The sequence below is a fragment of the Spiroplasma cantharicola genome (assembly GCF_001281045.1).
Classification (GTDB): domain Bacteria; phylum Bacillota_I; class Bacilli_A; order Mycoplasmatales; family Mycoplasmataceae; genus Spiroplasma_A; species Spiroplasma_A cantharicola.
This window is the reverse complement of sequence record NZ_CP012622.1, coordinates 1,151,292-1,167,506: the sequence shown is the minus strand read 5'-3', so window position 1 is coordinate 1,167,506 and position 16,215 is coordinate 1,151,292. Positions and strand designations below refer to the sequence as shown.

Annotated in this window: 15 protein-coding genes; 10 read left to right on the top strand and 5 right to left on the bottom strand. The window is 26.5% G+C overall.

Going from position 1 to position 16,215, the window contains the following annotated elements; translation table 4 throughout:
- Positions 1-30 precede the first annotated feature (30 nt).
- The 3 genes from argS to mreB all read right to left on the bottom strand — a co-directional run bounded on the left by argS (position 31) and on the right by mreB (position 3,930).
- Positions 31-1,689 (bottom strand): arginine--tRNA ligase, encoded by a 1,659-nt coding sequence (gene argS, locus SCANT_RS05165; protein ID WP_407696241.1) that lies wholly within the window; start codon positions 1,687-1,689, stop codon positions 31-33.
- A gap of 72 nt (positions 1,690-1,761) precedes the next feature.
- Positions 1,762-2,772 carry a rod shape-determining protein gene (locus tag SCANT_RS05160; RefSeq protein WP_053946651.1) on the bottom strand — a complete coding sequence of 337 codons (1,011 nt, stop codon included), beginning with the start codon at positions 2,770-2,772 and terminating at the stop codon, positions 1,762-1,764.
- Between the two features lie 114 nt (positions 2,773-2,886).
- Positions 2,887-3,930, bottom strand: a complete 1,044-nt coding sequence (gene mreB, locus SCANT_RS05155; protein ID WP_053946650.1) for a rod shape-determining protein — start codon at positions 3,928-3,930, stop codon at positions 2,887-2,889.
- Positions 3,931-4,032: 102 nt separating this feature from the next.
- On the opposite strand from mreB, the gene rnmV reads away from it, so the two are divergent.
- Genes rnmV through SCANT_RS05140 form a run of 3 tightly spaced genes read left to right on the top strand, consistent with a single transcriptional unit; the run spans position 4,033 to position 6,040 of the window.
- Positions 4,033-4,563: a ribonuclease M5 gene (rnmV, locus tag SCANT_RS05150; RefSeq protein WP_053946649.1), complete on the top strand. Its 531-nt coding sequence runs from the start codon at positions 4,033-4,035 to the stop codon at positions 4,561-4,563.
- A gap of 2 nt (positions 4,564-4,565) precedes the next feature.
- Positions 4,566-5,366 (top strand): 16S rRNA (adenine(1518)-N(6)/adenine(1519)-N(6))-dimethyltransferase RsmA, encoded by an 801-nt coding sequence (rsmA, locus tag SCANT_RS05145; RefSeq protein WP_053946648.1) that lies wholly within the window; start codon positions 4,566-4,568, stop codon positions 5,364-5,366.
- The gene (locus tag SCANT_RS05140; protein ID WP_053946647.1) at positions 5,360-6,040 is read left to right on the top strand and encodes a GHMP family kinase ATP-binding protein; all 681 of its coding nucleotides are present in this window, start codon (positions 5,360-5,362) and stop codon (positions 6,038-6,040) included. Before rsmA ends, SCANT_RS05140 begins: the two co-directional genes overlap by 7 nt.
- A gap of 10 nt (positions 6,041-6,050) precedes the next feature.
- Here the strand turns inward: SCANT_RS05140 and SCANT_RS05425 are convergent, their stop codons facing one another.
- A complete protein-coding gene (locus SCANT_RS05425) occupies positions 6,051-6,209 on the bottom strand; it encodes a hypothetical protein (protein ID WP_158500870.1) in 159 nt (52 codons plus the stop codon).
- Positions 6,210-6,238: 29 nt separating this feature from the next.
- A complete protein-coding gene (locus SCANT_RS05135; RefSeq protein WP_053946646.1) occupies positions 6,239-7,771 on the bottom strand; it encodes an ABC-F family ATP-binding cassette domain-containing protein in 1,533 nt (510 codons plus the stop codon).
- A gap of 308 nt (positions 7,772-8,079) precedes the next feature.
- Between SCANT_RS05135 and SCANT_RS05130 the strand changes: the two genes are divergently transcribed.
- The 7 genes from SCANT_RS05130 to mnmG are packed head-to-tail and all read left to right on the top strand — an operon-like array spanning position 8,080 to position 16,212.
- Positions 8,080-9,117 (top strand): ribose-phosphate diphosphokinase, encoded by a 1,038-nt coding sequence (locus tag SCANT_RS05130; protein ID WP_053946645.1) that lies wholly within the window; start codon positions 8,080-8,082, stop codon positions 9,115-9,117.
- 1 nt (position 9,118) lies between these two features.
- Positions 9,119-9,679 carry an aminoacyl-tRNA hydrolase gene (gene pth / locus SCANT_RS05125; protein WP_053946644.1) on the top strand — a complete coding sequence of 187 codons (561 nt, stop codon included), beginning with the start codon at positions 9,119-9,121 and terminating at the stop codon, positions 9,677-9,679.
- Between the two features lie 8 nt (positions 9,680-9,687).
- Positions 9,688-10,977 (top strand): adenylosuccinate synthase, encoded by a 1,290-nt coding sequence (locus SCANT_RS05120; RefSeq protein ID WP_053946643.1) that lies wholly within the window; start codon positions 9,688-9,690, stop codon positions 10,975-10,977.
- 17 nt (positions 10,978-10,994) lie between these two features.
- Entirely contained in the window at positions 10,995-12,299 is a 1,305-nt protein-coding gene (gene purB, locus SCANT_RS05115) for an adenylosuccinate lyase (protein ID WP_053946642.1), read from the top strand.
- Positions 12,292-12,804: a phosphoribosyltransferase gene (locus SCANT_RS05110; protein ID WP_053946641.1), complete on the top strand. Its 513-nt coding sequence runs from the start codon at positions 12,292-12,294 to the stop codon at positions 12,802-12,804. Before purB ends, SCANT_RS05110 begins: the two co-directional genes overlap by 8 nt.
- A 2-nt stretch (positions 12,805-12,806) precedes the next feature.
- Positions 12,807-14,321, top strand: coding sequence for a methionine--tRNA ligase (gene metG, locus SCANT_RS05105; protein ID WP_053946640.1), 1,515 nt, complete (start codon positions 12,807-12,809; stop codon positions 14,319-14,321).
- Between the two features lie 13 nt (positions 14,322-14,334).
- Positions 14,335-16,212 (top strand): tRNA uridine-5-carboxymethylaminomethyl(34) synthesis enzyme MnmG, encoded by a 1,878-nt coding sequence (gene mnmG, locus SCANT_RS05100; protein ID WP_407696226.1) that lies wholly within the window; start codon positions 14,335-14,337, stop codon positions 16,210-16,212.
- Positions 16,213-16,215: the final 3 nt, after the last annotated feature.

The window sequence follows — 16,215 nt, the reverse complement described above, 5'->3', positions numbered from 1 at the left end:
AGTATTTTTTTAAAAAATACTGGATGTTTTTTACATATCATCTTTAACATCAATTCCTATTAAATTAAAAGCATTTGATAATACTTGATAAATTGATTTTATTAATAAAACTCTTTGGTTAGTTAAATTAATATTTTGCTCATCTAATATTTTTGTTTCTGCATAATAAGAATGAAATGATTTTGCTAATGTTTGTATAAAATCACAAATAATATTAGGCAGTCTAGAACTTGCTGAGTATTCAACTATTGAATTAAAACTATCTAACAATATTATAATTTCCTTTTCTTTTTGACTTTCAAAAAGAATTGAGTTATTAATTTCTAGTTTTAATTTTTTAAAACTAGAAATTATTTTATTAGATCTTGCTGTTGCATACTGAGCATAATAAACAGGGTTAGTTGAATTTTTTTCTAATGCAAGGTCTAAGTCAAAGTCCATATGACTTGATGGAGTTTTAGAAACTAACATGTATCTAATACAATCTTTTCCAACCATTTCCAATAGGTCTATTAATCAAACAGCTGTACCTTTACGTTTTGACATTTTGAACTCTTGTCCATCTTTCATTAGACGAACCATTTGAATCATGTCTATATCAATTAAATTAAAATCATATCCTAATAAGGCAAGACCAGCCTTTAATCTTGTTATATAACCATGGTGATCTCCACCTCAAAAGTTAATATATTTATCTGCTTTTGTTCTATCTATTCTATTACTATGTGATGCAATATCAGGAGTTATATATGTAAAACTTCCATCAGTTTTTTTAAGAACTCTATCTTTATCATCACCAAATTCTGTTGTTTTAAGTCACAAGGCATCATCTTTTTCATAAGTTGCTCCAAGTTCCTTATATTTTTTTATAATTTTATTAATTGAATCATTTTCATACATTTTTGCTTCACTAGAATAGTGTTGAATAGTAACTCCCAAATTGCTCATTTGATTTTTAATTTCATTCATAAAAAAGATAATTGATTTTTGCTTAAATAAATTATTTACCTCTTCATTATTAATTTTATTATTTACTATTGAGATATCTTTAAATTTATCTTTGTATTCCTCTATAAAAAGTGTGGCTACTTCTTTATACATTTCTCCACCATACATTTCTTCTGGCTTATCAACATTTAATCCTTGCATCTTTTTGTAATGATAAAAAAGAGTAGCAGCAGATACATTAATTTGATTACCAGCATCGTTAACATAATATTCTGTTTCTACATCATATCCAGCAAATCTTAATGTTCTTGCAACAGAGTCACCAATAGCACCATTTCTTGCGTGACCAACGTGTAAATACCCAGTAGGGTTTGCAGAAACTATTTCTAAATTATATTTTTTATTTTTCTTTTTTGATTTACCAAAGTTATCTTTTTCATTTATTATTTTTTCAACTACTTGGTTTAAAAGAGAATTATTTATTCTAAAATTTATGAAACCTGGTTTTATAAATTCAACATTTTCAAAAATCTCATTATTTTTAATTTCATTTACAATTAATTCTGCTAATTCTATAGGATTTTTTGTATTTAGTTTTGAATTAATCAAAGCAAAATTTGTTGCAAAATCGGCATTCTGAATTAATTTTGGTCTCTCAATTAAAATATCTCCTTTTAAATTAAGTTTTTTAATTGCTTTTTCCATAACAATTCTAATTTTATCTATTAATATATTCATAATTTCCCCTAAGTTCTATAGTCTTATTTTATAAAAAAAAATAAGACTTTGTCTTATTAATAAAAAATATTATTACTAACCCATTGCTTCTATAATATCAAATGTTTTTTCCTTATGCATTATGGCTCCTTCAATAGTTGCTGTTGAAGAATTTTTTGCAACTATTACAGGAATTTCAAAGAAGTTTTCAAAGAATAACTTAACACCAGGAATTCTTGCAAGTCCTCCTGTAATAATTAAACCATTCTTTATTATATCTCCTGCAATTTCACTTTGAGTTTCTTCAAGAAGTGCAGTTATTGTATTAGTTATATTTCCAAATACTGACAAAATAAGTTTTGATATATCTTTATCTTCAACTTCAATCTCTCTTGGTCTTGATGAATTTAAATCATAACCGTAAGCTTTTGTTTTTAAAGGCTCTTTATTCTTTAACACTGATCCAACAGCAATTTTAATTGCTTCTGCAGTTACATCTCCAATTAAAATTCCTTCTTTTGTTTTTAACACTTTTATAATTTCTTGGTCAATTGCTTCACCACAAGCTTTTGTTCATTTATAATTTATTGTTTCTCCATTATTTACTAATCCAATTGTTGCTTTACCAGCACCAAGTTCTAAACACATATATGAATCAGATCCATATATATTATATCCGGCACCTAGTAATGCTAATTTAATATCATCTTCAATAACTACATGAGAAACTCCAAGAGATTTAATTGATTCAATTAATGCTCTTCTTTCGATATCACTCATGCTTATTGGACAAGCTAATGTAACAACAGAGCTTTTTACTTCTTCTTCATATTTTGAAAGAATAGTTGATAAAAATTTTTTTAGTAAATTCATATCTGTTAAAATTCCTCTTTTTAAAAGACTTTTAATTTGCATTGTTCCACTTAATTTACCTACAAACTTTTTTGTAGCATCTCCAACAGAGATAACTTTTTTGGTTTTATAATCAATAGCTATTAAACTTGCTTCATTAAAAACCATTCCTAATTTTTCTATAAAAATTCTAGTTTTACTTGTTCCAATGTCTATTGCAATATGTCTTTTTGTTCTTAAACTTGCTCTTGCCACAGTGTTACCTCACTTTAACTATATATTTAGTTTAAACATTTTTTTTTAAATAATCTAGTATTTATTAAATAAAAAAACAAATAAAAAAGGAAGATTCATTCTCTTCCTTATTTATTATTTTATGTTATATTCTCTTGAATCACGTATTTCGATGATTTCTAATCATTTTTCTGCTTGTTTTTCGTATTCTTTAGTACCTTCAATAACTGTTAGTAATGGATCTTGAGCTTTAGTTACTTTTAATTGGAAAATTGATTCAAAGTAAGTATCAATTCCTCTAATTAAAGCTCCTCCTCCACATATAGTAATACCATTTCTAATGATATCTCCAGCTAATTCAGCTGGTGTGTTTTCCATAACTTCAACAATTAGGTCTGTTATTTTTGAAAATGGTGCTAATAAAGCATTTTTAACTTCATCTGGTGAGATAACAACTTCTCTTGGTAAACCAGATATAACGTCACGTCCGAATGCACGGAATGTACGTCCATTATCTATTTTTGTTAATGCTCCAATTTCAACTTTAATTTTTTCAGCAGTTTTAATTCCGATTAATACATTATATTCAGCACGAATATATTTTCTTATTTCTTCATCTAAATGATTTCCAGCAACTTTAATTGATCTTGAAATAATAATATCACCTGCTGAAATAATTGCTATATCAGTAGTTCCTCCACCGATGTCAACAACTAAGTGTCCACTTGCGATAGAAATATTTATTCCAGCTCCGATTGCTGATAATTTAACTTCTTCTTCAACAAGAACGTGTCTTGCTCCCATATCTGCAACAACTTGTTTTAATGCACTTCTCTCTAATTCAGTAACTCCTGAAGGGCAGGCAAGAACTACTAATGCATTTTTTAAGATGTCTGATAATTTAATACGTGAAAAGATTATTTTAATTAAATCTTTAGCTGCGTCAAGGTCTGCTATAACTCCATCAACTAATGGAACTACCATTCTAATATCATCGTTTGTTTTTCCGATCATTTCGTATGCAGCTTCTCCTGAAGCAATAACAGTATTTGTATGAACGTCGTATGCCATTGTTGAAGGTTCATTATAAATGATACCTTGTCCACCTAGATAAGCAACAATGTTAGCTGTTCCTAAATCTAAAGCAACGAATTCTCTTTTACGATCTCATGATGCCATATTTATTTCCTCCTTTATAAGAAAAAAACCCTTCGTGTATAATTATACTATAAAAGTATTTTAAATACTAGTAATATACACGAGAAAGGTAATGTTAAGTTTATGAAGATAAAGCAAGTTATAATTGTTGAAGGAGTAACAGACACTGCCAAACTTAAAAAAATATTTGGAAATGATAATGTTGACACCATTGAAACAAATGGTCTTGCTTTATCTAAAAATACTTTAAATTTTATTTCTGATGTTAACAGGACACGTGGTGTAATTATTTTAACAGACCCTGATGGGCCTGGTTTAAAAATTCGTGACACAATTAATATCTATCTTAATTTTAAATGTTTTAATGCATTTATCAACAAAAAAAGCATAAATAATTCAAAAAAAATTGGTATTGCAGAAGCTAAAGATGAAGATATAAAAGAAGCTTTATCAAGTCTAATTTCATTTGATCCCCAAAACCTAAGTATAACTTGAGAGGATTTTTTAAAAAATGATTTCTATAAACCAAAAGCAAGAAAAAAAATAGCAGAGAAATATAATTGAAGTGAAAAGATAAATTCTAAAACTTTATTTAAATGAGTTAATTTTGTTAATTTAGATATTCAAGATCTTAAAAAAATAGTAGGAGAATAATAATGCAATATGCAAAGAAAAAATTTGGTCAAAATTTTATATCAGATAAAAATTTAATTAAAAAAATAATTGATATTTTAGATCAAGAATCTAATCAATTAGTAATTGAAATTGGTCCAGGAAAGGGAGCTCTAACAAAAGAGTTAGTTAATAGGTATAAAAAAGTTATTGCAATAGAGATCGATAGAGATATGGAAGACATTTTAAAATCAGAAGTAAACTCTACAAAGCTTGAGTTAATAATTAAAGATTGTTTAGAAGTTGATTTCAATGAATTAATTGAAAATAATAGTTTTAAAAAAGTTTCAATTATTTCAAATACTCCATATTATATTACAAGTGAAATAATATTTAGAACTTTAAATATATCTAAGAAACTAGATAAAGCAATATTTATGGTTCAAAAAGAAGTTGCTCAAAGAATTTGCGCAAAGGCCAATGAAAATAATTACAATAATTTATCTATTGCTGTTCAACTTTATTCTGAAATAAAATATGAATTTACTGTTAACAAAAATATGTTTAAACCTATTCCAAAAGTTGACTCATCAATTATATCTTTAAAGTTTAATGATACTAATTTGAAAAAATTAAATGATGATGATTTAAAGTTTGTATCTTTTGTTAGAAAGTTATTTAACAATAAAAGAAAAACTATATTAAATAATTTAGCTTCTTTTACAAATAATAAAGAAGATGCTTTAAAAATTCTTAATGAAGTTAACATAAAAGAAAGTCTAAGACCTGAAAATATAAACTTAGATGAGTATATAAAAATTTATAATGAGGTAAAAAAATGTTAATAAAAAGTTATGCAAAAGTAAATTTAAATTTAAAAGTAAGTAAAAAAAAGAAAAATCTACATAAGATTAATTCAATTTTTACAATAGTACCTGATCTCTATGACGAAATAGAAATTGTTGAATCAAATGAAACACAGGACCTAATAACTTGTAATTTTAAGGAATTAGAAAAGAAGAATTTTATTTATACCGTTTTAAATTATTTACGAGATAAAAAAATTATTACTTCCTATTATAATATTAAAATTTTTAAAAATATTCCTATTGGTTCAGGTCTTGGTGGAGGAAGTAGTAATGCCATTGCAGTGGCTAAATACTTTACAAATAATATTAAAATATTAAAAAAAATCTCAAAAACTATTGGCACAGATTGTTATTTTTTTATCTGGAATTTTAGTACTGCTAGAGTCAAAAGTTATGGCAATAAAGTTAAAAAAATTCCAGATAAGATTCAAATAAAATTTGAAGATTTAATTTTTACAAAAGTTAAATGTGATACAAAAAAGGTTTACGAAAAATTTGATGAAATCAAAGGCTGAAAAAATAAATGTGAAAAGAATATGTTGGAAATTCCAGCATTAGAATTGTATCCAACTTTAATTAAATATAAGGAACTTGGTCAACTTAGTGGGTCAGGCTCAACATTTATAAAAAAAACTAGTTTATTGAAATAAACTAGTTTTTTTAAGCATGTCTTTCACAAACTTTTATGTTATCCAAATCTTGATTAGCTACATTTTGTTGCATTTTCATTGCTAATACACTTGCTGCAGCTCCACCCTTATTTGTTTTTTTCATTTCTTCAACACATTTAAAACATGATGGATCAAATTCATTTTTCATTATATAAACCTCCCAGTTATAAAATTATTCTACACTAAATCTGAAAAATCTAATGTTCTATTTGCTCAGTTTGTTGAAAAATTAATATCGTGAGTTGTAAGAATAACTGTTCCCTTAAAATTCTCTATTGCTTCTAATAATGCTTCTTTTGCTAAAACATCAATATGATTAGTAGGTTCGTCAAGAACCAATAAACTACAAGGAATCATACTTAGAGCAGCTAACCTAATTCTTGTTTGTTCTCCACCAGATAACTTTTCCATAGGTTGCATCATTAAACCACTTTTAACACCAAATTGGGCTATTTTTGATCTTGCCTCTGATTCAGTAATATTATCAAATCTATCCATTAAATATTTTATAGGACTAATTCCTCTAACATCTTCAATTTGCTTAAAATATGCATATTCAACAGCATGTCCAAGTTCAACTTCACCTTTAAAAGCGGGAATTTCTGTAGACATAGTTTTTAAAAATGTAGTTTTACCAATACCATTTCTACCACTAATAATACATTTTTCTCCTTCTCTTAATTCAAAGTTAAGTTCATGTAATAGAGGCGAATCATAACCAATAACTAAACTATGAGCTTTGACAATTACATTTGTACTTGGTCTTTTATAAGAAAAGGAAAACTTAGGTTTTGTTAAATCTCTTCGTTCTTGTATTACATCAATCTTTTCAAGTTGTTTTTGTCTTGATTGAGCTGATTTTGCAGTGGAAGCTCTTGCTTTATTTTTTGCAACATAAGTTTCAAGTTTTTTTATTTCTCTTTGTTGTGCCACAAAAGCCTTATCATATTGCTCTTTTTGTATTTCAGCTTCTTCTAAATATTTATCGTAATTTCCAACATATCTTGTTAATTTTAAATTATCAAGTGCATAAATTATCCCACAAGTCTTATTAATAAAATCATTATCATGGGAAACCATTATGAAAGCCTTTTCAAAAGTTTGTAAAAATTTAGCAAGTCATTTTACTTGTTCTAAATCTAAAAAGTTTGTTGGTTCATCAAGTAATAAAAAATCATCACCACTTAATAGTAGTTTTGCAAGAATTACTTTACCTCTTTGACCTCCACTTAATTCGCCCATTGAAGTTTGAAGTTTCTCTAGACCAATACCTAAACCTGTAACTAAGTTCCCAATTTTTTTATCAATTGAATCGAAATCATTTAAATTTAAAGTATCTTGATAGCCAAGTGCTTTTACAAGATCTTCTTCTTTATATTCAATAGCCATATCTTCATAAATTTTATTCATTCTTGCTTCTAATTCAAAAAGTTCTGCGAAAGCACCTTTTAAATATGAATCAACAGTTTCTTCTAAATCTACATCTTGATGTTGATCCAAATAACCAATTTTTGTTTTTGGATGAATCTTTAATTCACCTTTATCACATAACATTTTACCAGCAATTATATTTAACAAAGTTGTTTTACCAGTTCCATTTGGTCCAATTAAAGCAATATGTTCACCTCTATTTAGCCTAAAACTTGTATTGTCATACAATTTTTTACCACCATTTGCGTGTGTTAAATTATCTAAAAAAACTAATCCCATTTTGTTTCCTCCATCATTATTGCAATAAAAAAAGTCCTTAAGACTTATAACAAACAAGTATAGAAGTTTTTATTAACTCCTATTTGATTATATATTATTTTCTATTATTTAATTATTTTCACTTAATATTTGTACTTTTTATGAAAGATAATAGTTTTTTATTTTAAAAACATTGCCTAGAAGGCTTAAAGATTATTATTTTTCTTATACTTTGCTAGTTATTTCTTCTTATATTTAAGGTTTTTTAATTTAGCAAATGACAAAAGGTAGGTGAAAATTTGATATTATATTTAAGGAGACTTATATTTATGAACAAACAAGATATTAAAATTTTTGGTTTATCATCAAACAAAAATTTAACAAAAAGGATATGTGAAATATTAGATGTTGAAGAATCACAAGCTAATACATCTAAATTTTTGGATGGAGAAATGATTGTTCAATCACTTGACTCAGTTAGAGGACAAGAGATATATATTGTTCAATCAACAAATCAACCAGTGAATGATAATTTAATGGAGCTTTTAATTGCAGTAGATGCTTTTAAAAGAGCAAATGCAGCTAAAATAAATGTTGTAATTCCATATTTTGGTTATGCGCGACAAGATAGAAAAGCAAAAGGTAGGCAACCAATTACTTCGAGATTAGTTGCTAATCTTATTGAAACAGCAGGAGCACACAGAGTAATAACTGTAGATTTGCACTCTGCTCAGATTATGGGATTTTTTAATATTCCAACAGATAATTTTTCAACTGCTCAAATAGTAGCTTCAGAAATTATTGATACAATTTCAAAAAACAAATTAGATCCATCACAGTGTATACTTGTTTCACCAGACCACGGTGGTTTATCAAGAGTACATGGAGTTGCAAAATATACAGGTAATATAACAAACGGGATAGCTGTTATTGCAAAAAGAAGACCAGAACCAAATAAAGCTGAAGTAGAGTTTATCTTGGGAGATGTCAAGGATAAAACTTGTTTTATTATTGATGACATGATCGATACTGGTGGAACAATTATAAAAGGAGCACAAGCTTTAAGAGAACAAGGTGCAAAAGAAATCCATATAATTGCTTGTCATGGATTATTTAATGGTGAAGCAGTTTCAAAAATGCAGGCAGTTATTGATGACAAAACTGTCAATAGTGTTGTTGTAACTGATACAATTCAAATTCCTCAAGAGCGTAAGTTTAAAGGTTTAAAAATAATCTCAGTTGCAAAATTATTAGCAAGAATGATAAAAAGCTCATATGAAAAATCTTCTTTAACAGGAGTTTACAATGAAGAGCAAGATAAAATAGTAAAACGAGTTAATGCATACATAAAAGGATATAAAAAATAAAATGTCAAAATTAATTGTTGGTTTAGGTAATCCTGGACAAAATTATGTTAATACAAGGCACAACGCGGGTTTTATTGCCATTGATGTATTATTAGAAAAATATGGTTTTCAAAAAAGTATTGAAAATTTCAATGCTCAAATATTTTTTTCAAATATTAAAGGAGAAAAAATTTTATTTGTAAAACCACAAACTTTTATGAATTTATCTGGAGAAGCTATTATATCAATATTGCAATATTATAAAATAGATATCAAAGACTTTATAGTTTTACATGACGATAAGGATTTAGAATTGTCTAAAACTAGGTTCAGAAACTCTGGAAGTGCTGGTGGTCATAATGGAATTAAAAATATTATAAGTCATTTAAAAACTGAAAATTTTAATAGATTAAAAATAGGTATTGGTAATCCAGGCCAATATAAAATTGTTGATTGAGTATTGTCAAAAATGACAGAAGAAGAAATAGTTTTAATAAAAAAACAGATTTTAAATATATCGTCTTTTGTAGAAGAATTTATTTCACAAGAAGATTTTAAAAATATTATGAATAAATTTAATTAAGGAGAAAAATGGAAAAATATAATTCATTAGTTGTTGTTGGAGCCCAATGGGGTGATGAAGGAAAAGGTAAAATGACAGATTATTTTGCTCAAAAAGCAAATATGGTTGTTAGATTTGCAGGAGGAGATAATGCTGGCCATGTTATTAATTTCAATGGTCAAAAACATAAAGTTACAATAATCCCCTCAGGAATTTTTAATAAAAGGGTAACAAATATAATTGGAAATGGTTGTGTTGTAAATTTAATAAACTTAGTTAAAGAGTTTGAAATTATCAAACAAAGTGGAGTGGATTATGGAAATCTTTTAATCTCAGATAGAGTTCAATTAATTTTGCCCTATCATATATTAATTGATGAAGCACAAGAAAATGAACGTGGTGATAATAAAATTGGTACTACAAAAAGAGGAATAGGACCAGCTTATCAAGATAAAGTTTCTAGATTAGGGATAAGACTTGGTGAATTAGGTGAAGAAAATTTTAAACAAAGATTTAAATTAGTTTTTGATTATCAAATGAAATTTTTAAAAAATATGTTTAATATTAAATCTTTAAATTTTGAAGATACTTATAAAGATTTAATTGAAGCCTATACTAAAATAAAAGAAAGAGTTATTGATACTGATTCATTTATTGAATCTGCTATCAAAGAAGGTAAAAAAGTTTTATTTGAAGGTGCTCAAGGAGCTTTATTAGATATAGATCATGGAACATATCCTTATGTAACCAGTTCTAATACATCTGCAAATAACGCTTCAACAGGAAGTGGAATAAGTCACAAATTAATTAATTCAACTATGGGGGTTGTTAAAGCATATTCAACAAGAGTTGGAGCAGGAGCTTTTCCTACAGAATTAAATAATAAAATTGGTGATGGAATTAGAGAACGTGGTAATGAATATGGTTCAAATACAAAGAGACCAAGAAGAATTGGTTGACTAGATGCAGTGGCTTTAAAGCATGCAATTAGAACTTCTGGAATTGATTCAATTTTTATTACATTACTTGATGTTTTATCAGGAGTAGATGAAATTAATATTTGTGTAAAATATGAATTAGATGGAAAAGAAATTAATAATTTGCCAAGTGTAAATCAAAAATATGAAAGATGTCAACCAATTTATTTATCAAATCCTGGATGAAAAGAAGATATAACAAAAGTAACTTCGTTTGATCAATTACCACATGCTGCTAAAAATTATTTAAAAATGATTGAAAAAGTATGTGAAATAAAAATTTCAGGATTTTCTGTTGGTCCAGATAGAGAGCAAACAATAATACTGGAAAATATTTTTTAATGGAGGTGAATTAAAAAATGATACAACGCTATGCTGTAAAAGAAGTTGAAAAAATTTGAGCGGATAATAATAAGCTTAATATTTGATTACAAGTTGAAATAAATGTTGTAAATGCTTGGGCACAATTGGGATTTGTTCCACTTGATGATGCAAAAAAAATTAAAGAAATAGCAAAAGTTGACATTAACAGAATGCTTGAAATTGAACAAAAAACAAAACATGATGTTGTAGCATTCACAAGAATGATCTCAGAACAATTAGGTTCAGAAAAAAAATGAGTTCATATTGGTTTAACCTCTACTGATGTTGTAGACACTGCTCAAAATAAAATGATTCAACAATCAAATATTTTATTAGAAGAATCTTTAAATAATTTAAGTAAAATCTTAAAACAAAAAGCAGAAGAGACAAAAAAAATAATCATAATGGGAAGAACACATGGTATGTATGGAGAACCAACATCTTTGGGTTTAAAATTTCTTTTATGATTTGATGAAATACAAAGACAAATTGTAAGATTGAGATTAGCAAGACATCAAATTGAAGTTGCAAAAATTTCTGGTTCAATGGGTAATTATGCTAATTTAGAACTTGAAGTTGAAGAATATGTTGCAAAAGCAATGAGTTTAAATTTAGATAAAATTTCAACTCAAGTTACTCAAAGAGATAGACATGCATTTTTAATATCTGTAATTGCAAATATAGCATCAACTTTTGAAAAAATTGCAACTGAAATAAGACATTTTCAAAGAAGTGAGGTTCAAGAAATATGTGAAGGATTTGGTTTAGAACAAAAAGGTTCAAGCTCAATGCCTCACAAAAAAAACCCAATAAGTTCAGAAAATATATGTGGTCTTTCAAGATATGCAAGATCTTTTGTAAACACTGCATTTGAAAATAACGTTTTATGACACGAAAGAGATATTTCACATAGTTCAAACGAAAGATTAGTTTTTCCAGATATTTATAATATAATTATTTATGTATCAAAGAGAATGACAAATACAATTAATGATTTGGTAATTAATTATGATTTAATTGCCTCACATATTAATGACCAAAAGGGAATATTTTTTAGTCAAAGAGTATTAACCTATATTTTAATGAAGTATCAATTTTCAAGAGAAGAAATTTATGATTTTATTCAGAAGTGTACTTTAGAGTGCCAAACTTCAAAAAAAAGTTTTAAAGAAATTTTAATTAAAAATGGAATCATGAAATATATTTCATCAAAGAATGAACTAAATGAGCTTTTTGATATTAATTTTTTCACCAGAAATGTTGAAAAAATGTTTAGAAGGGTGATGAATAATCATGGATAATCAAAAATTAGTAACTTTAATAACAGAAGAAGAAATCAAAGCAGCAATTGCCAAAATAGGAACCGATTTAGGAAAAACTTATGAAAATCAACAACTAGTTATTGTAGCTGATCTATCAAGTTCATTTATTTTTATTGCTGATTTAATTAGAGAATTACCAATTGATGTAACAATTCAGTTTGTAACAACACCAAAGGAAAATGAAGATTTATTAATAGACCTTGGTTTAAAAAATACTTTAACAGATAAAAATGTATTAATTGTAAATGATGTTTTAAATAAAGGAAACAGATTACAAAAATTACATAGTCTTGTTAAAAAAGAAAAACCTGCAAATATTCAAATTTTAAACTTAATTGAAAAAAATATTAAAGAAAGAAAAATGGAATTAGAAAGTGCATCTTTATTTAAATTAGAAGATGTATTTGTTGTTGGTTATGGTTTAACTTATAAAGAAAGTTATAGAGGGCTAAAGGGAATATATAGTCTTTCAATAGAAGAATAGTTATGAAAAAATATTTTTTTGTAACAACACCTATATATTATCCAAGTGGAAATTTACACATAGGACATGCTTATACAACAACATTAGCAGATGTTATTTCAAGATATAAAAAAGAAGACGGATTTGAAGTTTTCTTTTTGACAGGTTCAGATGAACATGGACAAAAAATTGAAGAAAAAGCAAAAGAGCAAAATTTAAAACCAAAAGAATATGTTGATGAAATTGTAAAAGGTTTTTTAAATTTATGAAAACTATTAAATATAGATTATACTCGTTTTATCAGAACTACTGATGAAGACCATGTTGTTGCTGTTAAAGAAATTTTTAGTGATTTATTAGAAAAAAAATTAATTTATCCTTCAACTTATAAAGGAAAATATTGTATTAGTTGCGAAGAGTTTTTAACAAAAGAACAAATGGATGAAACATTTCATCATTTTGTTTGTGGCAAAGAAGCTAAAAATTTTGAAGAAGAAACATACATGTTAAAAGTTTCAAGTTTTAAAAAATACCTTCAAGAGTTATTTTCTACAGATTTTTTAGAACCTGAATCAAGAAAAAAAGAAATGTTAAATAATTTTATTAACAATGATTTAGAAGATCTCTCAGTTACACGTGTAAGTTTTAATTGAGGAATTCAAATAAAGGAAAATCCAAAACATGTAATCTATGTATGATTAGATGCACTTTCAAATTACATTACGGCTTTAGGCTATAAATCAAAAAATAATGAACTTTTAAAAAAATTTTGATCAAAGGATACTGAAATTTTGCAAATTATTGGAAAAGAAATTACAAGGTTTCATTCAATTTATTGACCAGTAATTTTAAATTCGCTTGGCTTAAAAACTCCAGATAAATTATTATCACATGGTTGAATTTTAAGCGGTGATAAAAAAATGTCTAAATCTATTGGAAATGTTTTAGATCCAATTGAAATAATTAATACATATTCAAGTGATGCTTTAAGATTTTATATAATAAATAATTTGCCTACGGATAAAGATGGAAGTTTTACAAATGAATTATTTATAGAATCATTTAATAATAATTTAGCAAATAATATTGGTAATTTAATTTCAAGAGTATCAAATATGATTATTAAATATTTTGATGGACTATTGCCAATTAAAAAAGTTTCAAACCATTGATTAGTTAAAAATGCTTTTGATACAATTAAAAATTATAAAGAGAAAATGGATAGCTATAATATGTCTGAAGCAACTCAAATAGTTTTAAAACTTGCACAAGAATGCAACAAATTTATTGAAGATTCAAAACCTTGAACTTTAGAAAAAGAAAATAAACTTGAGGAACTATTAGAAGTACTTTCTGTTTTACAAAAAAATATTGTTATTATTTCTTACTTATTAAAACCAATTCTTGTTAATTCATATCCGAATATGATAAATCAAATGGGATTAGATCCAAAAGATATTAATTTTAAAAATTTAGAGAAAGATTTCAAGTTTAAGAAAATAATTAATAAATTAGTTTTATTTGAAAGAATAAAATAAAAGAAAAGGAGGCGTGCACATGCAAGCTGAAATAGTTGTAGTTGGAGCAGGGCACGCTGGAGTAGAAGCGGCATTAGCTTCTGCAAGATTAGGAAAGAAAACAATTTTAGTTAATTTATATAGAGATAAAATTGCAACTATGCCTTGTAATCCATCAATTGGAGGACCAGCAAAAGGTATAGTTGTAAGAGAAATTGATTCACTTGGAGGAGAAATGGGTAAAGCTGCAGATGCAACTGCATTGCAAATGAAATTACTTAATTCTTCAAGAGGACCTGGAATTTGAGCTTTACGTGCTCAATCAGATAAGATTGAATACTCAAAGTATATGCAAAGAGTTGTTGAAAATCAAAAAAATTTGGAATTAGTTATTGGTGTAGTTAAAGATATAACTTTAGATTCTAATAATAATGTTAAATCAGTTATATTAGAAGATAAAACTGAAATTCATTGTAAAGCAGTTGTTTTAACTACTGGAACTTATCTTTCTTCATTAATATATCGTGGTGAAGAAAAATATGAAGGCGGACCAAATGATGAAATTACAACAAAGTCATTAAGTCAAACTTTAGTTAAACTTGGCCTTAGAACTTTTAGATTTAAAACAGGTACACCTCCAAGAGTTAAAATTAATTCTATAGATTTATCAAAAGCATTAATTGAACCTGGAACAAATGAAGACTTGGCATTTTCTTTTTCTACAAGTAATTTTTTACCATATGAAAAACAAGAAGTTTGTTATTTAATTCATTCAACTTCAAAAACCAAAAAAATTATTGAAGAAAACTTGCATAGGTCAGCAATGTATTCTGGTGAAATTGAATCAGTAGGACCAAGATATTGTCCAAGTTTTGAAGATAAAATTGTAAGATTTAGTACAAAAGAGACTCATCAAATTTTTTTAGAGCCTGAATCAAAATCTTTAGATACTTTTTATGTTCAAGGATTTTCAACTTCAATGCCCATTGAAATACAAGATAAGATGCTTAGAAGTTTACCAGGATTTGAAAATGTTATTGTAGATAAATGAGCTTACGCAATTGAATATGATTGTATTGACCCTCAACAGTTAAAATTATCTTTAGAATTAAAATTAGTTGGTAATTTATTTTTAGCAGGTCAAATTAATGGAACAAGTGGCTATGAAGAAGCTGCTGGTCAGGGGTTAATTGCTGGAATAAATGCAGTACGAAAAATTGATAATTTAAACCCTTTAATTTTAAAAAGAAATGAATCATACATTGGAGTTATGATTGATGATTTAATTAATAAGGGAGTAATTGAGCCATATAGATTACTGACAAGTAGAGCAGAAAATAGATTAACTTTAAGAAATGATAATTCTGAAATGAGATTAAAAAAATATGGTTATGAAATTGGTTTAGTTTCAAAAGAAGAATGAAAGTTACATGAAAAATTTGAAAAAGAAATTTTTGAAAATATAGAACTACTAAAGGAAATAAGATTTAGCCCGAAAACAGAATTAGCAATTGAATTAAAAAAAGCTGGTCAAGCAATTTTAACTCAAGGGTTTAGTGCATATGAAATACTAAAACAACCTAAAGTTGATATTAATATTTTTAAAAAATATATTAAAGAATTAAATAAATTATCAAAACAACAGTTACAAACTTTATTAATCTTAATAAGATTTGAAGGTTACATTAAAAAAGAAAATGAGACAATTGAAAAATTTGTAAAACTGGAGAGTAAAAAAATACCAATAGATGTTGATTATTCAAAAGTTGAAAATATAGCTGTTGAAGCAAGACAGAAGTTAGAAAAAGTAAAACCAACTTCAATTGGACAAGCTTCAAGAATAACAGGTGTAAACCCTGCAGATATTCAAATGTTATTGTTTCACTTAAAAAAGAAATATAATGAGGTATAATTC